The sequence below is a fragment of the Chitinophaga silvisoli genome, from assembly GCF_003412465.1.
Classification (GTDB): Bacteria; Bacteroidota; Bacteroidia; order Chitinophagales; family Chitinophagaceae; genus Chitinophaga; species Chitinophaga silvisoli.
On record NZ_QTJV01000006.1, the window covers coordinates 210283 to 232829 of the forward strand.

Annotated in this window: 19 protein-coding genes; 14 read left to right on the forward strand and 5 right to left on the reverse strand. The window is 44.8% G+C overall.

What is annotated here, in order from left to right; translation table 11 throughout:
* Window positions 1-79: 79 nt before the first annotated feature.
* The 3 genes from DXN04_RS16460 to DXN04_RS16470 all read left to right on the forward strand — a co-directional run bounded on the left by DXN04_RS16460 (window position 80) and on the right by DXN04_RS16470 (window position 2494).
* A complete protein-coding gene (locus tag DXN04_RS16460; RefSeq protein WP_116854477.1) occupies window positions 80-1042 on the forward strand; it encodes an aldo/keto reductase in 963 nt (320 codons plus the stop codon).
* Window positions 1043-1051: 9 nt separating this feature from the next.
* Window positions 1052-1840 (forward strand): helix-turn-helix domain-containing protein, encoded by a 789-nt coding sequence (locus DXN04_RS16465; RefSeq protein ID WP_116854478.1) that lies wholly within the window; start codon window positions 1052-1054, stop codon window positions 1838-1840.
* A 66-nt stretch (window positions 1841-1906) separates the two neighbouring features.
* The gene (locus tag DXN04_RS16470) at window positions 1907-2494 is read left to right on the forward strand and encodes a 5'-methylthioadenosine/S-adenosylhomocysteine nucleosidase family protein (RefSeq protein ID WP_116854479.1); all 588 of its coding nucleotides are present in this window, start codon (window positions 1907-1909) and stop codon (window positions 2492-2494) included.
* Between the two features lie 67 nt (window positions 2495-2561).
* On the opposite strand, the gene DXN04_RS16475 is transcribed toward DXN04_RS16470, so the two are convergent.
* Together DXN04_RS16475 and DXN04_RS16480 are read right to left on the reverse strand one after the other, a co-directional pair.
* Window positions 2562-3101, reverse strand: a complete 540-nt coding sequence (locus DXN04_RS16475; RefSeq protein WP_116854480.1) for a hypothetical protein — start codon at window positions 3099-3101, stop codon at window positions 2562-2564.
* A 201-nt stretch (window positions 3102-3302) separates the two neighbouring features.
* A complete protein-coding gene (locus DXN04_RS16480) occupies window positions 3303-3842 on the reverse strand; it encodes a hypothetical protein (protein WP_116854481.1) in 540 nt (179 codons plus the stop codon).
* A 137-nt stretch (window positions 3843-3979) separates the two neighbouring features.
* On the opposite strand from DXN04_RS16480, the gene DXN04_RS16485 reads away from it, so the two are divergent.
* The 5 genes from DXN04_RS16485 to DXN04_RS16505 all read left to right on the forward strand — a co-directional run bounded on the left by DXN04_RS16485 (window position 3980) and on the right by DXN04_RS16505 (window position 11306).
* Window positions 3980-4774, forward strand: coding sequence for an ImuA family protein (locus DXN04_RS16485; RefSeq protein ID WP_116854482.1), 795 nt, complete (start codon window positions 3980-3982; stop codon window positions 4772-4774).
* A gap of 3 nt (window positions 4775-4777) precedes the next feature.
* Window positions 4778-6379: a Y-family DNA polymerase gene (locus tag DXN04_RS16490; protein WP_116854483.1), complete on the forward strand. Its 1602-nt coding sequence runs from the start codon at window positions 4778-4780 to the stop codon at window positions 6377-6379.
* A gap of 187 nt (window positions 6380-6566) precedes the next feature.
* Entirely contained in the window at window positions 6567-9677 is a 3111-nt protein-coding gene (locus tag DXN04_RS16495) for an error-prone DNA polymerase (RefSeq protein WP_116854484.1), read from the forward strand.
* Window positions 9678-9908: 231 nt separating this feature from the next.
* Window positions 9909-10796, forward strand: a complete 888-nt coding sequence (locus tag DXN04_RS16500; protein ID WP_158569054.1) for a helix-turn-helix domain-containing protein — start codon at window positions 9909-9911, stop codon at window positions 10794-10796.
* Window positions 10797-10808: 12 nt separating this feature from the next.
* Entirely contained in the window at window positions 10809-11306 is a 498-nt protein-coding gene (locus DXN04_RS16505; protein ID WP_116854486.1) for a VOC family protein, read from the forward strand.
* 63 nt (window positions 11307-11369) lie between these two features.
* Here DXN04_RS16505 and DXN04_RS16510 read toward each other — a convergent pair whose 3' ends face one another.
* A complete protein-coding gene (locus tag DXN04_RS16510) occupies window positions 11370-12269 on the reverse strand; it encodes a pentapeptide repeat-containing protein (protein WP_116854487.1) in 900 nt (299 codons plus the stop codon).
* Window positions 12270-13531: 1262 nt separating this feature from the next.
* Between DXN04_RS16510 and DXN04_RS16515 the strand changes: the two genes are divergently transcribed.
* Window positions 13532-15169, forward strand: a complete 1638-nt coding sequence (locus DXN04_RS16515) for an FAD-dependent oxidoreductase (protein WP_116854488.1) — start codon at window positions 13532-13534, stop codon at window positions 15167-15169.
* A 326-nt stretch (window positions 15170-15495) separates the two neighbouring features.
* Here DXN04_RS16515 and DXN04_RS16520 read toward each other — a convergent pair whose 3' ends face one another.
* The gene (locus DXN04_RS16520; RefSeq protein WP_116854489.1) at window positions 15496-17841 is read right to left on the reverse strand and encodes a TonB-dependent receptor; all 2346 of its coding nucleotides are present in this window, start codon (window positions 17839-17841) and stop codon (window positions 15496-15498) included.
* A 41-nt stretch (window positions 17842-17882) separates the two neighbouring features.
* A complete protein-coding gene (locus DXN04_RS16525) occupies window positions 17883-18173 on the reverse strand; it encodes a hypothetical protein (protein ID WP_116854490.1) in 291 nt (96 codons plus the stop codon).
* Between the two features lie 189 nt (window positions 18174-18362).
* Here DXN04_RS16525 and DXN04_RS16530 point away from each other — a divergent pair, with 189 nt between their 5' ends.
* The 5 genes from DXN04_RS16530 (at window position 18363) to DXN04_RS16550 (ending at window position 22542) form a co-directional block, all read left to right on the forward strand.
* Window positions 18363-18845, forward strand: coding sequence for a GNAT family N-acetyltransferase (locus tag DXN04_RS16530; RefSeq protein WP_116854491.1), 483 nt, complete (start codon window positions 18363-18365; stop codon window positions 18843-18845).
* A 322-nt stretch (window positions 18846-19167) separates the two neighbouring features.
* The gene (locus DXN04_RS16535; protein WP_116854492.1) at window positions 19168-19908 is read left to right on the forward strand and encodes an SDR family oxidoreductase; all 741 of its coding nucleotides are present in this window, start codon (window positions 19168-19170) and stop codon (window positions 19906-19908) included.
* Window positions 19909-19947: 39 nt separating this feature from the next.
* Window positions 19948-20838 (forward strand): helix-turn-helix domain-containing protein, encoded by an 891-nt coding sequence (locus DXN04_RS16540; RefSeq protein WP_233525610.1) that lies wholly within the window; start codon window positions 19948-19950, stop codon window positions 20836-20838.
* Window positions 20839-21009: 171 nt separating this feature from the next.
* Window positions 21010-21966 (forward strand): NADP-dependent oxidoreductase, encoded by a 957-nt coding sequence (locus DXN04_RS16545; protein WP_116854494.1) that lies wholly within the window; start codon window positions 21010-21012, stop codon window positions 21964-21966.
* A 117-nt stretch (window positions 21967-22083) separates the two neighbouring features.
* On the forward strand, window positions 22084-22542 hold the full coding sequence (locus DXN04_RS16550) for an ester cyclase (RefSeq protein ID WP_116854495.1): 459 nt from the start codon (window positions 22084-22086) through the stop codon (window positions 22540-22542).
* Window positions 22543-22547: the final 5 nt, after the last annotated feature.

Below are 22547 nucleotides of genomic sequence, written 5' to 3' on the forward strand. Positions count from 1 at the left end.
AGTAATTTGAGCTTTGCAGGCAATTCAACATAACAATTTATGCCTGACCTTTGTTTTACTAATCAACAATGCAAGCATCATGAGAAAAATACAATTAGGCACCAACGGGCCACTTGTTTCAAAGATCGGTTTAGGCTGTATGCGTATGTCGTCTGTATGGGGCAGCTCGACTAATGACGAGACCGAAAGCATCGCCACAATACACCAGGCACTGGATAGTGGCATCAATTTCCTGAATACCGGCGACTTCTATGGTGCCGGCCATAATGAATTACTGGTAGGAAAAGCCCTCAAAGGCAGGAGAGACGATGCATTTATCAGTGTGAAGTTTGGAGCTATCTTCGACAATGGTCGTATGTTAGGACTGGACATTCGTCCTATTGCCATCAGGAATTTCATTAACTATTCCCTTGTGCGCCTGGGCATAGATACTATCGATCTGTATCAACCCTGCCGCCTGGATAACAGCGTTCCTATAGAAGATGTAATCGGTACTGTGGCCGACCTGATCAAAGAAGGTAAGGTGCGTTACCTCGGTGTATCCGAGATCACTGCCGATCAGCTTCGCAAAGCACATAGCGTATATCCTGTCTCCGCACTGGAAATTGGATATTCACTGGCTGACCGCCAGATAGAAAAAGAACTGCTGCCGGCAGCAAAGGAATTAGGCATCGGCGTAGTTGCTTTTGCAAACACAGCCGAAGGTCTGCTCACAGGTGAGATGAAAGCACCCTTGCCTGCAGGTAGTTACCAGACCCACTTCCCTCGCTTCCAGGGAGATAATCTCGTGAAGAACCTTGAAAAGGTAGAGGTCTTAAAAAAGATGGCGAAAGACAAAGGATTTACACCTACACAACTGGCGATTGCCTGGGTGAATGCACAGGGAGAACATATCATGCCATTGGTAAGTATGAGCAGAAGAACCCGTTTACCGGAGAACCTGCAGGCCATGGAAATTGTATTTACGCGGGAAGAGATGGAGGCACTGAACAGTACCTTTGCACCGGGTGCCATACTTGGTGGTACTTATCTGCAACGTTAACATTACAACATGGCTGAAATCATCTTCCGTACTTTCCTCTCTACATTGCGAAAAGAAGACGTTGCGTTTCTTGAACACAACATCCTGCTGCTGCAAGTCGCCGGACAGTACACACTGGAAACTGCCGATCAGAAAGTCAGCCTGAAAAAAGGCCAGCTCCTCCTGATTGGAAAGAACCAACTGGGGCAGGTTACAAAACAACCTTTGCCGGGAGAAGATTATGAAACCATCCTGATATCCCTGCAGGAAGACATGCTCAGGAATATTGCGCTGGAAGAACAGGTAGAGGTCACCCAACCTTATACTGGTCCGCGCAATATCCGCATCCCATCCAATGATTTCCTGCAGGGATTTTTTCAATCCATTCAACCATATGTGCGCAAACCGGCCGATAAGATTCACAGGGATATTGGTAATCTGAAGGTGAAAGAAGCTGTGATCCTGCTCCTGGATGCCGTGCCAGCACTCAGGAATTTCCTCTTTGATTTTTCAACCCCTTATAAGATTGATCTAAAAAAATTCATGCTACGCAATTTTCATTATAATGTACCCATTGCAAAATTTGCGGAGCTCACAGGCAGGAGTCTCGCTGGATTTAAGCGGGATTTCAAAACGGCATTTGGGCTGGCTCCACGGCAATGGCTATTGGAAAAAAGGCTCACCGAGGCAAGGCACCTGATAGAGAAAAAGAAGCAGAAGCCGGCTGCTATTTATCTTGATCTTGGCTTTGAAAGCCTGTCTCATTTCTCCTATTCATTTAAGAAAAAGTTTGGCAAGGCTCCTTCTGAGTGGGAGTAAATTAAATGTGGGCTTATAAAATGGCCAATTTAGTACTACCTTTGCGGCCAAATCAGAAAAAAACGAATGATTAGGATTAATCAGGAATATTCTTTTCCTCTTGAAGAAGTATTGTTCTCTTTTGCACTGCCGGCTGAAGCGGCGGAGGTATTTGAAAGTCATCATACGCTCATCACGGGGATTGGCAAGGTGAATGCGGCTTACGAACTAACGAAGGCGATCGGGATCAGGAGACCGGCGTTGATAGTGAACCTGGGTTCTGCAGGCAGTAATTTCTTTAAGAAAGGTGAAGTGGTTTGCTGTACGAAATTCATACAGCGGGATATGGATGTAAGAGGACTGGGGTATGCACAGTATGAAACGCCCTTATCCGGGGTGCCGCCATTACTTGAATATGGTTTGACAATGGAGGGTGTGAATGTGGCTACCTGTGGAACGGGAGATAATTTTGAAATGGGGCATTCTTCCACTGCATACAATGTAGTCGATATGGAAGCATATGCGATTGCATTGATTGCTATGAAGGAAAAGATTCCATTCCTTTGTCTGAAATATATTTCAGATGGTGCAGATGATAATGCAGCAGAGGATTGGCTCGTGCAGGTGCACAAGGCAGCAGTCGCCTATGGAGAGTTGTTGCAGTTACATAAATAAATAATAAGGCCTGGTAGGCAACAGGTAATCATGCGCATTCAAGGTCTACCGGGCATTTATTTTCCATCTATTCCAATTGTATCACTTTTAGGGTTTCATTTCCTGCCAGGTCTACGGCCACGGCTATCAGCTTCCCTCCTGCCGGTATATTGGCCGCTTTATAATACCAATCCACGCCATTCCTTCCCAGCACGGCCTTTCCTCTTTCCAATAAAATACCCTCTGCATCAATTACCTGTACGTCTACCTCAGCTACCCTGAATTCATCTTTGGCAGTTACAATAACAGTGGTGTCTTCGAGGCGGAGTTGTTGTATTTCGGGGGAGTTATATGCATCTTTTATGGCCATATTCCATGCATTTTGTCCGGGGCATGCTTTGGACAGGTAGTATGCTTTCAGTTCGGGGTCTTCCAGCATGGTCTTCGCATAAGCGGCTGCCACTTGCATTTTATACCTGGCTTCCAATTGTTTTTGGGTTGGCTTTTTATTAGACCGGCCGCGCTTTTTGGCCATTATTACCTGGCCGTTTCGCCTATAAATGGTGATTTGATCACCAAGGGAGCCATTGACGTATTCGAAGATAAGGTTGTCTTTAATAAGCGCCATAACAAACAATTTTAGGTTTATTCAATTATAAGGATTTATCCTGAATTCAGTACAGTCTTTATACTATAACTACACTTATTGAGTACTACTACATCATTATAAGTACACCTCAATATCGAATCGATATAGAGATGTACTTATAGTGTACTTATAGTGTACTAATGATGTACTGTTGGATCGCTATTTGGCTTATTGCATTAGTTATTCTTTCACGATCCTTTCATTCACGCTATACAGTACCTGAAATGAGCAGGAATCTTTTATGGTACGGCGGTTTTTACTTTTTTCCCCGATCAGGTCTTTCAGGTCGAACAGGGTTTGCTCTTCCAGGTTTCCCTTATAAGATAAACGGATCTGCGGCTTTTTAGCAGCGTACAATGTGTACTGGATCATCACCTCTCCTTTTTCTTTAACGGGGGCGAGTTCCTTAAGCACCACTTCTTTGATGCCATTGATGTAATCGCCCAGGGTGTCGATGTTGATCAGGGAAGGCAGGATTGTCTGGTCGGTCAGCAAGACTATCTTCTCCATTTGTACGGTTCCGGGATCCCATTTTACCCCGTCTTCAGGCTTGTATTCTTTCCATCCTTTTTCGGAGACATAGGTATTGTTGTCTACGGGGTTCACATAGGCGGTCTTGCCGGATAAACTGTCTGGATTACTGGTAGCTGCATGTTGGGTGTTTTGGCCACAGGCGGCAAGGAGTGCGACTAAAGCACTGAGAATAAAGGTTTGTTTCATAGAATTGTCCCTCTTATTATATATAAATTATCGCAAATATATATAAGCAGATGCTTCCAGAAAGAAAAAAATGATTTTAGCTAAAAAATGTAGTAGTATTGCTAATATTTTTAGCATTCATTTAAAAATCCAGGGCTATGCTAACAAACAAAGCGGAGGTAATCAAACGCCTGCAGCAGGATATATTGCATCTTCAGGGATTTAAATCAAAAAATAGTGAAGAAAATTTACTGGGATTAGGTCCGGTGGAAGCGGCATTTCCAAACGGGATCTTTGCGACCGGCGCGATCCATGAATTTGTGAGTGATGGTAGTGAAGAGACGGCTGCTACCTTTGGATTTGTCAGTGGGGTATTGTCGAGGTTAATGACGGATGCGCGACCTTGTATCTGGGTATGTCCCAGTCGAAGTTTGTTTCCCCTCGCATTGAAGAAGTTTAATATTGAACCGGAGAAGATAATATTTATAGAGACGGCAACGGATGCGGAGAGTTTGTGGGTGATGGAGGAGGCGTTGAAATGTGATGGAATTGCGGTGGTGGTGGGAGAGATTTCAAGGGTGTCTTTTTCGCAATCGCGGAGGTTGCAGCTGGCAGTGGAGAAGAGTAAGGTGACAGGAATGCTGCTTCGGTCGTTTAAGGCACAGAATATCATTGCAGGGATTGCAAAGTGGCATATATCACCATTGCCGGGATTGAGCCCGGACGGATTTCCGGGAGTAGGGTTTCCACAGTGGAAGGTGGATTTGGTGAAGGTAAGGAATGGGAAGCCGGGGTGTTGGAAAGTAGCATGGATGAGGGAAGGATTTGTTGTGCAGGAGATGGTGCAAGCAGGAGAAAAAATAGAATTGATTTCGATGAATAATGAGGAATTGGAAGAAAGAGCTATAAAAAAAGAACTTGAGCAGGAAAAGGTTCGATACAAAGTCAGCTAAAACATGGCAAAAAGATACATTGCCATATGGTTCCGCCACCTCCTCACAGACTGGTACGTCCGCAAACATCCTGATTGCGGCGACTCTCCCCTTGTATTTTCCTCTAATCAGCGTGGCCGCCAACTCATAGTGGCCACCTCCAAAAAAGCCGAAAATACCGGTATTTATAAGGGCATGGCGGTAGCCGATGCCAGGGCGCTCTTTCCGGACTTAACAGTCGTCGCCTATCCCCCCGACCAGGAACTCAATTTACTCAGCGCACTTGGCCAATGGTGCATCCGCTACTCTCCTGTTGTTGCCATCGACCCACCCGATGGCCTGTTTATCGATGCCTCGGGCTGCGCACACCTATGGGGCGGGGAGCAAAATTACCTGACAGAAATATTGCTGAAACTTAAAGCCTACGGATATGATGTACGTGGTGCCATGGCCGATACCATTGGTACAGCATGGGCAGTATCCCGGTACAGCAGTGATACCATGATCATTACAGGCGGATTGGAAAGGAAAGCATTACGTCCATTGCCACCTGCTGCTTTAAGACTGGATGATGCGCTCCTTACGAAATTGCAGCAACTGGGGTTTCACCGGATTGAAGACTTCATTCATTTGCCATTGAATGCATTGAAACGCAGGTTTGGACAGGGTTTTATTTTGCGTTTGAAACAAGCGCTCGGGGCAGAAAGAGAGGACATTATTCCAATTGGGGTAGCCCCCGTTTATGAAGAAAGATTGTCGAGCCTGGACCCCATTAAAACTGCAAAGGCAATTACGATTGCATTGACAAAACTATTGGAAGTGATGTGCCTGAAATTACAGCAGGAAGGGAAGGGTATTCGTACTGCAACACTGGTGTGTTACAGGATCGATGACCAGGTGGTGCAGCTGACTATCGGAACAAATGGGGCTTCTAATAATAGCAGTCATTTACTGAAATTATTTGAGTTGAAGATACCTTCACTGGCACCCGGGCCTGGGATTGATCTTTTTATTTTGCAGGCATCGCTGGTGGAAGATGTGGTGGCGGCACAGGAGAAGATCTGGTCGGCTAAGGGTTCGGCAGATAATAATATTACGAAGTTGTTGGATAGGATTGAAAGTAAGATTGGGGCGGGGAATGTGAAGAGATACCAGGTAGTGGAACATTATTGGCCGGAGCTGTCGGTGCAGGTGATGAGGGGGGGGAATTTGTCGGTGAAGATGATGAGTGAAGGAAATCCGTTGGTGAAGGTGATGAGGGAGGGGAATCTGACCGTGAAGATGATGAGTGAAGGGAATCCGTTGGTGAAGGTGATGAGGGAGGGGAATCACCAGCAGGTGAGCACTCCCAGGCCGGAAAAATTGCTTCCTGCACCACTACCTATTGAGGTGACTGCTCCTATCCCGGATTATCCTCCAATGCTTTTTCGTTTTCTCGGCCGCCTCCATGAAATCAAAAAAGCGGATGGACCTGAACGGATTGAGCGGGAATGGTGGGTGGATGATGGCGAGCACAGAGATTATTATATTGTTGAAGATACTGCAGGCAGGCGTTATTGGATATTCCGGCTGGGGCATTATGCGGTTGATAAATCGCAATGGTTTATTCATGGATTTTTTGCGTAAGGAGGAATGGATAGGCCCTATAATTTATTCACGATTTTTTGCGTAAGGGGGAATGGATAGGCCGTATAATTTATTTCACGATTTTTTGCGTAAGGGGGAATGAATAGGCCCATATAATTCATTCACGATTTTTTGCGTAAAGGAGAATGGGTACGCCCACATAATTCATTCAAGGATTTTTACTTACATGAACTACATCGAACTACAAATAACCAGCAATTTCAGCTTCCTTCGCGGTGCCTCCCACCCCGAAGAACTTGTAGAGCAAGCTGCCCGCTACGGCTACCCTGTCATCGCCATCACTGACCATAACACCCTCGCCGGCGTAGTGCGCGCACACGTTGCCGCCAAAGCCAAAGGTATGCGCATCATTCCCGGTGCCACTTTAAATCTGCAGGATGGCCCATCCCTTCTCGCCCTCCCTACCAACAAAGCTGCCTACGGCCGCCTTTCCAAACTCCTCACCACCGGCAACCTCCGCACCGAAAAAGGCAAATGTGAACTTTATAAAAAAGATGTCTACGCTCACAAAACAGGCATCCAGTTTATCATCATCCCCCCGCATGATCTCAACGATCAATTCGAATTCGAACCGGCCTTTCAACAAGCCGTTAAAGAATACAAAGAAGAATTCAAAGATGCCCTTTCCCTCGCCGCCGTACGCACCTACCAGGGCCTGGATCAAAAACGTTTCTTCCGTTTGCACACCCTTTCTACTCTCTATAATATCCCGATGGTCGCCACCAACGATGTGCACTATCATGAAAAATCCCGTCGCCAGCTCCAGGATGTATTAACCTGTGCCCGCGAAAAATGTACCATCACGCAGGCAGGCTTTAAACTCCACGCTAACGCCGAACGCTATATGAAAGCACCGGAAGAAATGATCCGCCTCTTCCGCCAATACCCCGATGCCATCGACAGAACGATCGAGATCGCCAATGCCTGCCAGTTTTCCCTGGATACCCTTGAATACATCTACCCCGAAGAAATTCTTGTCAAAGACAAAACACCCCTCCAACAACTCAGCGACCTATCCTGGCAAGGTGCCCATGAGCACTTTGGAGACATCATCCCCGATTCCATCTCCAGCGCCATCAAACACGAGCTTACTTTCATCGAAGAAATGAATTATGCTTCCTATTTTCTCACCGTATACGACATTGTAAAGTTCGCCCGCTCACAAGGCATCCTTTGCCAGGGCAGAGGTTCCGCTGCCAATTCTACCATTTGTTACTGCCTCGGCATCACCGCCGTAAACCCTACTAAATTCGATCTGCTGTTCGAACGTTTCATTTCATCTGCACGTAACGAACCTCCCGATATTGATGTAGATTTCGAACATGAACGCCGTGAAGAAGTGATCCAATACGTCTATAATAAATATGGCCGTAACAGGGCGGCCATCGTTGCCACCGTCACACAACAACACCTGCGTGGTGCACTGCGCGATGTAGGCAAAGCCATGGGACTCTCTGTCGATACCTTACAACAACTATCTAAAGCGATCAACCGGCACACCGAGAGTTTTGACGCGAAACTATTGGTGGAACAAGGTCTCAATCCCAATGATCCCAATCTCAGGAAAGTAGTGGAACTCACGAACCAGATGATCGGTTTCCCCAGACAACTTGGCCAGCATACCGGGGGATTTATCATCACCCAGGATCAGTTGACCGACCTCTGTCCTATCCTGAATGCCCGCATGGAAGACCGCACCAATATCGAGTGGAATAAAGATGATATCGATGCCTTAGGCTTTCTGAAAATAGACATCCTTGCGCTTGGGATGCTAACCTGTATCCGCAAAGCTTTTGTGCTGGCAAAGCATCATTATGGGCTGGACCTGACTTTGGCAAACATTCCACAGGATGATCCCAGGGTATATGAAATGATCAGTAATGCCGACACGATCGGCGTGTTCCAGATTGAAAGCAGGGCACAACAATCTATGTTGCCCAGGCTACGCCCCAGGACCTTTTATGATTTAGTAATCGAAGTTGCCATTGTACGCCCGGGGCCTATCCAGGGCGACATGGTGCATCCATATTTAAGAAGACGTAATAAGGAAGAAGAAGTAGAATATCCATCCAAAGAACTTGAGGAGATCCTGGGCAAGACCCTGGGTGTACCACTCTTCCAGGAACAGGCCATGAAGATCGCCATTGTTGCTGCGGGCTTCACCCCTGCCGAAGCAGACCTGTTAAGACGTAGTATGGCTACGTTCAAAGCCCAGGGGCAAGTGACACAGTTTGAAAAAAAACTCATCGATGGCATGGTATCCCGCGGGTATAAACAGGAATTTGCGCAACGTGTATTCAGACAACTGGAAGGATTCGGTGCCTATGGGTTCCCCGAATCTCATGCCGCCAGTTTTGCGCTCCTCGTGTATGTCTCTTCCTGGCTAAAATGCTTCTATCCCGATGTATTTGCCAGCGCTATCCTGAACAGTATGCCTATGGGATTTTATCAACCTGCACAAATTGTAGCAGATGCCCGCAAACATGGTGTGGAGGTCAGACCCGTTGACATCAATCATTCTATGTGGGATAATACCCTCGAAGAAAAGTCAGGTGCCTATTGCGCTATGCGACTCGGTTTCAGGCAGGTAAACGGCTTAAGGGAAGATGAGATCAACCTGCTGGTAAATAAGCGGGATACAGGATACAAGTCCATAAACCAACTCTATGATGCCGGTATCACACTAAGTACTTTAGAAAAACTGGCCAATGCCGATACTTTCAGATCTATCGGGTTAGACAGGAGAAAGGCTCTTTGGGAAGTATCTGCATTACACGATCATCCTATTGCTTTATTTGCAGGTCAGCCCTCTGAAACCACTTTTGAAACACAGATTGAATTACCCCTGATGAGTATGCCGGAACATGTGGTTCAGGATTATGCTACCACAGCCTTGTCACTCAAAGCACATCCCGTGAGTTTTGTAAGAGAGCAATTGTCAGCTCTACACATTTTAACTACAGAAGAGGTGAACAATGCTGTCAATGGGACATTTGTAAAAGTAGCTGGGCTGGTATTGGTCAGGCAGCGCCCAGGTACTGCATCCGGTGTTTGTTTTATTACGATTGAAGATGAAACGGGATGTAGCAATCTGGTGGTGTTTAATAATATTTTCACGCAGTTTAAAAATGATATAGTGCAGTCGAAGCTGTTGATGGTGGAAGGGGTTTTGCAAAGAGAGGATCAGGTGGTGCATGTGATTGTGAAGAAGTGTTATAACTTTTCAAAGTTGTTAAGGAATATGACGGTGATCCCGGATTCAAGAGATTTTAAATAGGGAATAGGGAGATAAGTTTCTGCAATTCCTGGGTGCAGGAATTTAAATAGGGAATGTAGAGATAAGTTACTGCAATTCTCAGGTTCAGATTTCAAATAGGGACTATGAAGATAAGTTTCTTCACTTCCCGGCTCCAAAATTTCAAATAGGGACTATGGATACAAGTTACCGCACTTTGGCTAAATAAATACGGCTTACATATCGCATCTTTGCATCAACAAGCCGATGCACATGGACCAGCAACCATACAATGTAGATTCAATATCAGAATTACATAAACTGTTTTTTCTGCCTCCGCCAAAGAACCCTTTGATCACGGTCATCGACCTGAAAGGGAACCTGTCGCAGGACCATATTGAAGCAAAACGTCTGCTGATTAATTTCTACTCTATCTGGTTCAAAGAAGATGTATCTGGCGTAGTCCGGTATGGACAACGCGCATTTGATTTCCAGACCGGCACACTTACCTTTCAGGGACCGGGACAGGTAATATCTATGCATAAACATTATTTCTCCGCCGGCTGGGGTGTTGCTTTTCATAGTGATTTACTGCTCTCACATACTACGCTTAGAGATACGATCAAAGCTTATAATTTCTTCTCTTATGATGTTTACCAGGGTTTACATCTCAGTGAGGAAGAAGATAAAAAAATCAGGGCACTGGTAGCGGATATTGCTATAGAGTGTGAATCCAATGATCCCTTATCCCGCACGGTTTTGATTGCCCAGCTAGAATTATTACTGGCCAGGCTATACCGTGTGTATAAACAGCAAATGAATCCTGCCCGCAGAGATCCTACAGATTTACTCCGGCAGGTAGAAAATATACTTGATCAGCAGGCGCACGCAAAACAATTGCTGACTGTACAATTATTAGCCGCACAGCTGCGCCTCTCCCCTCATTACCTGAGTGACAAACTGAAAGAGCTGACGGGTATGAATGCCAGGCAGCATATACAAGCCAGGATGATTGAGAAAGCTAAACATTTGCTTGGTACCACAACTTATTCTGTAAGTGAAGTGGCTTTTCAGTTGGGCTTTGAGCACATGCAATCTTTCTGTAAGGTCTTTAAAAACAAGACAGGTCAGTCTCCCAGCGAATTCAGAGAAAACCTTTAAACCAGCATACATATGAAAATGAATACCGTGCCCGAAGGGTACACATCCGTCACGCCCTGGATTGTCTCGGCGAATACTGCAGCGCAGATCAAATTCCTGGAAGGAGCATTTAATGCAGTAGAAATTCCTGGCAGCAGGATCACTAATGATGAGGGGATTATTATTCATGCGGTGGTAAAAATCGGCACTGCAATGGTCATGCTTTTTGATTCGCGGAAAGGATGGGGACCTACGCCTGCTTTATTGAATCTGTATGTGGAGGACGTGGAAAGTACTTTTGAGCAGGCAATAGCATTAGGTGCTACACCGGTGACGAAGATCACGCAGTTATGGTTTGGGGAGAAAGTGTGCAGGGTGTTAGATCCACTGGGGAATCTTTGGTGGATTTGTGAGCGTGTGGAGGAAATGGATTTTTCAAAGGCGGCTACACCGGAAGCGATTGAGGGTATTGGGTATATTCAGCGGTCGCTGAATGAGGCGTTGTTGAAGCAAAAAGAGTTTTTTGGATGATGCGGGTGTTTTTAATAAGGTAGTACTATCAATAAAGGAAGCCGGGGAACTGTTCCCCCGGCTTTATTCTTCATTAATGAATGTAATTCCACTTACATCCACCTGGCCATTTTTCAAAAACTCATAAGTCAATTTATCCGCTTTACAATTTACAAATTTGATCTTCCGTAGACTTTTGGATTTGAAAAACGTATTGAGCAAGGTAACATTTTGAAAGCTTACTTTTGTGAAACTACCATTGTCAAATACACAATCTTCTACCAGGCCTTCGAATGTAATATCCACAAGGTCTGTTCCTTTGAAGGAAGTACCGCTGAATATTGCGCCACTTATTGGAAGTTTTTCCAGGTAAGAGGCGGAAAAAACAGTACCTGTGAAATCTGCTCCTGAAAAATCGCAGTCTTTGATATAGCAGCCGATCAACGCTGTCCCTTTCAGACTGCAATCATTAAAGTTGTCATTGGTGATGTAGCATTTTTCCAGCTGTCCGTCATCAAAGGTAGCGCCTCTCAGGTCACATTTGTCAATACTATTGCCTTTCATGTGGATGCCTGCCAGTTCAGCGCAGATGAATTTTGAGCGGAGCATATTGGAGGTGCTGAATTTCTCATGGAGGTTCTTGATGCCGGAGAAGTCGGCATCTACCCAGTTGCCGAGGGACATGTCCCAGCTGGGTTTGGCTTTTACCTGCTCTTTGGATGAAAACGCAGGAGGATTATCCTGATTTTTCAGAATACTTTTCTTTTCTGAAAGATCGTCCTGGTGCCGTAGATCCTGTTCGGAGAAATAATTAAGGTCAACCGCTAAGATCTCCGCGAGCCGGTTCATGGTTGAAATATCCGGGATGGATTCATCGCGTTCCCATTTCCCAACTGCCTGTGGGGTGATAAATAATTGTTTCGCTAATTGTGCCTGCGTCATGTTCATGTGCCTGCGGGCCTGGGCAATTTTGTCACCAATCATAAGGTTGTTGTTTTTGGATATGGCGAAGATAGCGGGGAGAAAAACAACTGGTGGTAAATGGCGCACAACTATTGGTTGTATTGCCGCTACTTACGGTTGTATTTAAGCCCATGGCGGTTTAGGAGGGTGATCACTGGAATAACCATTATTCAATGGTACCCAAAAGTCCACTTGCCCACTTGCCAATACAACCAAGATAATACATTCCCCCGAGCCGATCCGGGCATAGATCCTTCCCGGAAACGCACCTGTAATTTCCCAATCTAAACCGAAAGATCAGGCCACCCTAATACGGGCATAGATCCTTCCCGGACACGCACCTGTAATTCCCCAACGTAAACAGGAAAATCAGGCCACCCTAATCCAGGCATAGATCAGTCCCGGAAACGCACCTGTAATTCCCAAACGTAAACCGGGAAATAAGGCCACCCTAATCCGGGCATAGATCCATCCCGGACACGCCTGTAATTCCCAAACGTAAACAGGAAAATCAGGCCACCCTTATCCAGGCATAGATCCTTCCGGAAACGCACCTGTAATTCCCAAACGTAAACCGGGAAATAAGGCCACCTTTATCCAGGCATAGATCCTTCCCGGAAACGCACCTGTAATTCCCCAATCTAAACCAGAAGATCAGGCCACCCTAATCCGGGCATAGATACTTCCCGGACACTCACCTGTAATTCCTCAATCTAAACCGGAAGACCAGGCCACCCTAACCCTGTCCTTAATGGAACTTCCTGGGGGCGAATACGACAGTTTTTCTATTAATGGTTTAATATTAAACTCTTCGAAAAGGGAGAAAATAATTCCGCCAACAAGACAGGGTCCCTCCCTGCTGCCATGGTCACCCCGATTAAAATCCCCGCTACAAAGAGCTGTTTCCAGCACTCCTTCTTCCACTCATACCGGCAAAAGAGACTCCCTGCCGGAAAACAGGCTGCACATCCATGAGGGAGATTAAACCAGCCGGAATGCCCGATGTTTATTTCCGAACAACAACGCTGCCGGCACAACCAATCCTGATAAGGCACCACATACCATAACCAGGACCCCCTCAAAACATGTATCATTCTTTTTTTGCAGCAAACTTATCAGGCCCCCTGATTTCGTTCAGTAATTGTTATCAGATAATAATGATAAAAGTCATCCGAAAACAGGATTATAGCTATATGTAACAAAAGTTACTTTCAGCATCTTCGCCGGATGATAGTTTTGTCTCCAGATGAAAACTATATAATTAAAAACCACCATTTTAATTTATGAAGTATCTGATTATTGGCGCAGTAGCAGGAGGCGCATCAACTGCCGCCCGCTTAAGAAGATTAGATGAGCATGCTGAAATTATCATTTTTGAAAGAGGTAATTATATTTCCTATGCGAACTGCGGCCTTCCTTATTACATCGGAGATGTGATTAAGGACAGGAACAAACTCTTTGTGCAAACAGCCGCTTCTTTTTCAAAACGTTTTAATATCGATGTCAGGATCAATTCTCTGGTGACTGCTATTGATCCTGCGAAACAAACCTTGACTGTCTTTCACCAGCCTTCGGGCAATACTTACGAGGAAACTTACGATAAACTTGTCATTGCTGTGGGCGCGGAACCTATTCGTCCGCCGCTGCCAGGGATTGATAGTGATGATGTGTTTACACTCAGGAATGTGGTAGACACGGACAAAATTAAAAACCATATTGCAAAGGCAAAGACCAGGAAGGCCGTGATTGTAGGGGCAGGTTTTATTGGTCTGGAGATGGCGGAAAATATTCATGGACTAGGGATTGAAGTGGAGATCGTGGAAAGAGGACCGCAGATCTTAGCCCCGGTTGATTTTCCGATAGCAGCCATTATTCAGCAGCATATCCGTAAAAAAGGGATCACTTTGCACCTGAACACAGCTGTTACGGCTTTCAATAAAAATGAGGTGGTATTGGATAACAGGGATGTGATTGAGACGGATATGGTAATTCTTTCTATTGGTGTGAAGCCCGATCTGCAATTGGCGACAGCAGCAGGCTTGGATACAGGGAATGGGATTATTGTGAATGAATACCTGCAGACTTCCGATCCGAATATTTATGCGGTGGGTGATGTGATTGAGTTCAATCATCCATTGACCGGGCTTGCAGGTGTTACTACATTGGCAGGACCGGCGAATAAACAGGGACGCATCCTGGCGCATAACCTGGTATATGGGAATACGCAGAAATACAATGGGTCTATAAATACGGCTATCCTGAAGGTGTTTGATATGACAGTGGGTACGGCGGGAATTGCATCTAAACACCTGAAAGCTGCGGAGATAGAGCATATTGTCTCAACGACACATGGGGTATCTCATGCGGGTTATTATCCTGGCTCCAAGCAAATGACGATACAGATTGCGTTTACGCCCAATGAGGGAAGATTACTGGGCGCGCAGATTGCGGGATATGATGGGGTGGATAAGCGACTGGATATATTTTCTTCGCTGATTCAGCAGGGTAAGACGATTTATGACCTGATTGAGTTTGAGCAGGCGTATGCACCGCCGTTTTCTTCTGCAAAGGATCCGATCAATATTGCGGGGATGGTGGCAGAGAATATCCTGTTGAAGCGATTGCAGGTGATTTATTGGGATGACCTGGAGAATGTGGATTTTTATGAAGATGCTTTGATTGATGTACGGACACCGGATGAGTATGAGATGGGGCATGTGAAGGGGGCGGTGAATATACCCCTGGATGAGTTGAGAGGCAGGTTGGGCGAGATACCGGCGAATAAGGATATTTATATTTATTGCGAGGCGGGGTTGAGAGGGTATCTGGCGCAAAGGATTTTATTGCAGCAGGGGTTTGGTAGAGTGTGGAATATGTCAGGAGGGTTTAGGACGTGGAAGATTTGTATGAAAGAGAGTTAGAAGGTAATTCGCGAGGTGGAGGAGTTGTAGGAAAAAGAAGTTAAAAGAATTTGGCTCAAAAGGGTGGCAAATGGTTTCTGTAAACAGGTTTGTGATGTCCTGTTGAAAGAAACCCGTCATCCTTTTAAGCCAAACTCTTTATTTTATTGATTCATTGGAAATGATCCTATTTAAATGTTCTGACCTTTTTTTAAGCACACCATGCCATCAGGCAATTCGTGGACGTAGCCGTACTACTTCATTTCTATAGACAGGTCTTCGGCGTGAATATCATTCATCCATTGCAAAAATGTTACAATCTTCAAAAGAACCTTATCCGACTTAAATTACAATTTGATTTTCAGGCCGCCATTTACCACAAATCCATCCAGGGGGGCATAAATATCCCTGAACACAGGATTTTTAAATGTACCCGTATAAATACTATCAAACTTCGTCTGCCGTGTATCAGTAAAGTTCTCAAAGTTGACAAAAAGCGAAAATCGTTCCCAGAGTTTTTCAGCCATAAAACCACAAGTCCAGTAAGCCTTACCGGTAGTGCCATCATTCAATGCCTGCCTGCTGTAATAATACGCTTCCAACCCGACCTTCCATTTATCTTCCACTTCGTACATGAGCACATTATTAAGACGATGCCTGGCCGTGAGGGGATTTTCTCTTTTCATGCCGCCTTCGTGTAAGAATGCATCTGTAAATGTATAACCAATGAAAAGCTTGAAATCCTGATAACCCAGTTTCACATTTATCTCCCAGCCTTTAGTATCCAGATAGCCCCTGATATTGACCAGCGAGGTATTTTCCAATAAGAGCGGATCATTGATACGGGTGTAAAAGAACAACTGGTTGATACTAAAACTGAGCCGATCAAAAAATAAAGTTTTGTAGTTGAAGTCAATGTTGGCACCATAAGACCTTTCCAGTTTGTTGCTATCTGCCTGGATAGGCCGGATGTTGCGGAACTGGATCCGTTCTGTCTCCTCTGTGAAAATAGTAGGTGTCTTGTAACCTAAGCCTCCACCGAGACGGGAGCTAAAGTGATCAGAAAACTTAAACAAGCCCGAAACACGCGGCAGAAATGCAAAACCATAATCTGCTACATAATCACCGCGAAGGCCCGCTTCTACCTGCAGCCAGTCCGTAGTCTTCCAGATATTTTGTACAAAGGCACCGGCTGTTTTTTGTGTGTAGTTTCTTTTAAGTGTGTTAGCTTTTGGCTCTTCAACGAACTGGTCGGTGTAGTAATTGATACCTGCTACCCAGTCTTTATAATGATAGCTGATTTCGGAGTAGGTAGACCATTGTTTACCATCAAATTCGTAATCAGGAATGGTGATATTCCTGTTAAAATTATTGACGGAGTTTTTGATCGTTAAGCCACCATGTTCAAGGGAAAACTGGGTGGAGAAACGGCTGCTTTTATTCCTTTCGAAGTAGCCATCCCCACGGCCCTTGATGTAAGCGATATCCCCACCGGTACGATCTTCGAAGGTGGTGTTTACGCCGAACATCATCTTCGTCTTTGGATTGAAGTAGACGAAAAGTTTTGGGTTGAATATATAACGTTCGGTTTTAGGAATGGCTGTAAAGCCGGTATTGGATGGGTCGTAAGGTCTGCTGCTATTGCGGGAGGCGAAGAGGGTGAGGCCTGTCTTATCAAACTTTTGTGCATAGAAAGCACTGAGATCGAGGCCGCCGGCGGAGGTACCGTTTATGAGGAAGCGGAGTTCCCTTTCTTCTTCAGGGGCTTTTGAAATCAGGTTGACTAAGCCGGCAATGGCCCCGCCACCGTATAAAGTAGAGGAGGCACCTTTGATCACTTCAACCTGTTTGAGATCGAGGGGTGGTGTCTGGAGCAGGCCAAGGCCACCGGAGAAACCGGCGTAGAGGGGGAAACCATCTTTGAGTAGTTGGGTATAGCGACCATCCAGTCCCTGGATGCGGATGCTGGAATTGGCAGAGGTCGCGGAGACTTGTTGGGTTTGAATACCGGTGCTTTCGTTGAGCATCATCCTGATATCGCCGGGTTTCATGTTGCCTTTCTCTTCCAGTTCTTCCCCACCGATGAATTCTACGCGGGTGGGAATGTTTTGGATGGTACGGGTGGAACGGGTGGTGGTGATGACAACTTCTTCCAGTTCTTCGTGCTGCGGTTGCAGGAGGATAAAGAGGGTGTCGTTGACAGGGTGATTGGGTAATGCGTCACTGCGAGGATACAGGGTATCCTTACCGGGTTGAAGGGCAGATTTATCACTGCCAGTGTATAGGACAAGCGGATCCTTACCGGATTGAATGGCGGATTTATTACCGCCAGTATAAGGGGACAGGGTGTCCTTACCGGATTGAGTACCCGATTTATCACTGCCGGTGTTATTAGCAAGGGTATCAGTACCCAGGTGAATTGGACCTGGTTTATTGCTCATGGATACGACAATTGTGGCCGTTTCATAACCCATAAACGCCACTTTCAATTGTTGCCGGCCGCCAGGTATATTGGTGAATTGTGCGATCCCCTCCTCGTTGGTAATACTACTTTTCTGTAAAGCAGGAAGTGAAAGGGTGGCACCAGACAATGCTGTCTTAGCAACTGCATCCTTAACGGATATAATAATAGTACACTGTCCCATGCAGATGCTGACTGCAAAGAGCAGTATTGAAGTCAATACTAATTTCATGTTGTAAATTAAGTTTAAGCAAATGAGGTAATGTGGGTTGCTTAAACCTGTTTGGGGGGCTGCCAGATGGAGGGGAAGAAATCGCTTAACTGAGGTGAAATATACGCAGCATGGTGATTTACTACAGGGCGGATAGGTGTCGGTTTAACAGTGTACGCCTCAGGAACTTCTACGGCATGGATGGCACCACAGGCGAAGAAGGGCGAGCAGGGCGAAACGGGTTTATGGTCGCGCTGTTCCATCGGGTTGCTACAGCAATCATCATCGGCATCACAGGGGATACCTGAGAGCAGCAGGATGTAAAGTGAGAACAGACAGACAAGCCATTTCATAGGGTAAAGATAGTGGCAAACAATGAATTATGTACGAACATATGCTACCTTTGAAAAGATTTTGTTATTTTCCAATTATGACAGGCCTGGAAGGTGGACAATTTTTGGCCTGAACCGGAGGATATTATTGCATATTTATTGCCCTAATGGAAGTTTGAATTATCTTTTAAGTTGGATTGATTGTAAACTATGAAACTCAGAATTGCTACGCTTACCGATTTAGATGCTATTACTGCCCTTGAAAATGTGTGCTTCCCTCCTAATGAAGCTGCGAGCCGTACGTCCTTTATTCAACGCTTACAGGCGTTCCCGGATCATTTTTGGGTCCTGGAATCTGGGGGACAGTTGGTGGGTTTTATCAATGGGATGGTAACTAACAATGAAACGATTATTGACGAGATGTTTGCGAGTGCAAGTTTGCATGATGATAATGGGAGGTGGCAGAGTGTATTTGGATTGGCGGTGGCACCTGAGTTCAGAAAGCAGGGCTATGCAGGGAAGCTTATACATCATTTGATTGAGAAGTCGAGAGCGGATGGAAGAGAGGGTGTCACGCTGACATGTAAGGAGTATTTGGTGGGGTATTATACAAAGTTTGGGTTTGAGGATAGGGGTATTTCCAAATCAGTACATGGCGGGGAGGTATGGCATGATATGACCCTCAGGGTTTGAGAATAGGAGATTTCTAGGCAGGTAGGATAAGTTTTAAAAAGTACAAACAGGATTTATTTGAACAGGAGCTGATGCCCCCTTGGAGATAAACACCCCTTATATGTGATTCCAGACTTTATTTTGAAATAATAACGATTGGAGTCATACCCAATTCATTTACCAGGATGTGTTTCCTGCTATTAAAACATGGCTCATTGATTTGTATAAATTTATAATTCGAAATTTAAATCCCGATATTGTTTGATTCCTACTTAAAACTGTTTGATTTGAACCATTTACCCCAGTCCCTATTTCCTAATTTTGTATATAATAAATATATTTTATGCAAATATTAAATGGAAAAGTTGCACTGGTTACCGGTGCTTCAAAGGGTATTGGTGCTGTTACTGCATTTAAGTTGGCTCAAAATGGGGCAAAGGTGATTGTTAATTACAACGGAAGCCACAAAGCCGCAGAACAAGTAGTGGCGGATATCAGAAACGCAGGTGGCTATGCTATCGCGGTGCAGGCAGATGTTAGTAAAGAAGCGGACGTAAAACGACTGTTCGACGACTCCATTGCCGCCCTGGGTAAAATTGACATTTTGGTAAATAACGCCGGAATAATGCTGACCAAACCAATTGGACAGGTATCAGGTGATGAGTTCGATCAGTTAATCAGCATTAACGTGAAAGGTGTATTCAACACGCTGCATCAGGCAGCTGGCAAACTGGCGGACAAAGGGAGTGTGATTAATTTATCCTCTACGGTAACCCGCACCATGTTCCCTGGTTATGGTCCGTACTGTGCCTCTAAGGGCGCGGTTGAACAGCTGACCCGGATTTTTGCAAAAGAAGTAGGCGGCCGGGGTATTAATGTGAACGCAGTATCGCCCGGGCCTACCGAAACAGAACTATTCCTGAATGGCAAGACGCAGGAGGATATTGAACGCCTGGCAGGCAGCAATGCGTTTGGCAGGTTGGGACAACCTGATGATATTGCAAGTGTTATTGTTACCTTAGCCAGCGATGACGCTAAGTGGATTTCCGGGCAAATCATTGGTGTTAACGGCGCTATGGCTTAATTTTGTATCAAGCCAGATAGCTTAAATAATATGAAAAATATGGAATCATTAGAAGTGTTTTATCGCGAAAAAATGGGGATTCTCCCCAGTGAAATTTTTCGCAAAACGGGTCACTTTAATGTATTTACAATGGAAGACTATGCAGGCCCAAAGCCTGCATATCCTATGCCTTACAGCCGAAAGGATTACTATAAAATTGCGTTGATCAGAGGCCCTCATACAGTGGAGTATGCTGATCATACATATAGTGTAGAGACAAATATGTTGATGTTTGCCAATCCTCAAATTCCTTATAACTGGACCCCGGCAAATACGCAACCCGTTGGTGCTTTTTGTGTGTTTACGGAAGATTACATAAGAGGGTACGGCAATATTACAGACTATCCGCTATACCAACCCGGGGGAATCCCCATATTGGACCTCAACGATGAAGAGGCTACGCAGGTAATGGAAATTTTTAATAAAATGTTCACGGAAATTGCCTCAGACTACGCTTATAAGTATGACGCATTACGGACCCAGGTGTTTGAACTTATTCATAAGGGGCTTAAATTGAGGCCAGCATTAACAATTAAAGAAGTCGGATCTAATGCAAGCGTCCGCATTGCTTCTTTATTTAATGAATTGTTAGAAAGGCAGTTTCCTATTGAATCAACTGCACAGCAAGTGAAGTTAAAAACTGCTGCTGAATTTGCCGAAAAACTCAATGTTCATGTTAATCACCTGAATAGGGTTTTAAAGGTTGTAACCGGAAAAACGACTACGAAATTGATTGCTGATCGTTTTACTTCAGAAGCAAGGGCCTTATTGAAACATACGAACTGGAATATCTCTGAAATTGGCTGGTGCCTTGGTTTTGAGGATACTTCAAATTTTATTAAATTTTTCAAAAGAGAAAATACCTCCACCCCAAACCAGTTCCGTTCATAGCCTGTAAATGTAAAGTTATTGCCTGTATTTTTATCTACAAAACCGGGTCATTCCTGGTCCCCTTCCAGAAAAAATAAAATAGTTTGAATAAGACTATTTTTGGTTTGAATCAGCCTTGCTCACCCCTCTCCCAGTTCCTAATTTTGTTTTAAATATTAAACTAAACTTCAAATGGAAGCTTATATTTTAGAACAAAACGGAGGAGTGGAAAATTTAAAGAAAACCACGATAGGTACACCAGTACCCAAAGCAGGCGAAGTCCTGATTAAAACCAGGGCTATTGGTATAAATCCAATTGACGTGCAGGTACGTGCTTCAAAAGATATGTTAGGTATGATTACGGGTGGTCACCTTCCAGATCGCGTAATTCCAGGATGGGATGTAGCTGGTACTATTGAACAAACCGGGGACGGTGTAACTGCTTTTAATACCGGGGATGAAGTATATGGTTTATTGAATATGCCCGGGCTTGGAAGTACCTATTCCAACTATGTCATAGCAAATATTGACCAGATTGCACTTAAGCCGGAAAACCTGGATTTTACCGCTGCCGGGGCCACGCCGATGGCTGCCTTGACTGCATGGCAGGCAGTAGTTACTTTAGCGAATATCCGGAAAGGTGAAAAAGTACTGATTCACGCAGCCTCCGGAGGTGTAGGTCATTTTGCCGTTCAATTTGCAAAAGTGCGTGGCGCATATGTTATTGGTACTGCCTCTGCTAAGAACGAAGCATTTGTGCGTAGTTTGGGCGTAGATGAATTTTTAGATTATACCGCTGGTTCGTTTGAGGAAAAGGTAAACGATTTAGATGTAGTGATAGATACCATCAATTCTGTCGAACACATTATACGCTCGATCTCGGTTATTAAGAGGGGTGGAAAATTAATTTATTTGCAGCCTCATTTTGCTGATGCCCTTTCATCAAAATTGGAGGAAACCGGTATAAAAGGTTTCGGAGTATTTGTCAACTCATCGGCTCCAATACTCAATGAAATCAGTACACTGATCAAAGCAGGCAAGGTAACGCCCCAAATTACAAAAGTGTTTTCCTTTGATCAATTGCCTGAGGCACAAACTATGATGGAATCCGGAAGAGCAGTTGGCAAGATAGCCGTTGAAATACAGTAAACCATCTTCATTTGCATTAAGATCTCCTCAACACTTCTAATTGGACTTTGATTTCTTCTGAACTCCCTTTCTCAGGTAAGATACGAGTCTACATAAATTTAAACGAAACATATTTTTATGAATACAGATCAAACTGCGCAAGGCTTGGTGAAAGCCTTAACGCAACAGGAAATTGACACTTTAAAAGCATTTTATGGTGTATTTAGCAACCGTGATTATAGTGTAGTCAATCAAATTTTAGCGCCGGACTGGCAAGACATTCCACTAGCTACAGGCCAACAAGCAGGGCCGGAAGGATTTAAGGATTTAGTGAAAGGTTTTACTCAGGCATTTCCTGACGTAACTGTGAATGTACACGAAATTTTTGGCAGTCATGAACGTGCGGGTGTAAGGGCGGAAATGGTCTTTACACACAGTAACGAATTTATGGGAATACCTGCGAGCAATCAAAAACTCACTATTGCCATACATGAATTTCACCATTTTAAAGATGGTAAACTGGAAAAAACCTGGCACCTGGAGGACTGGCTTAGCATGCTATTGCAAACAGGCGCGTGGCCAGCACAATCAAAATAATCGTC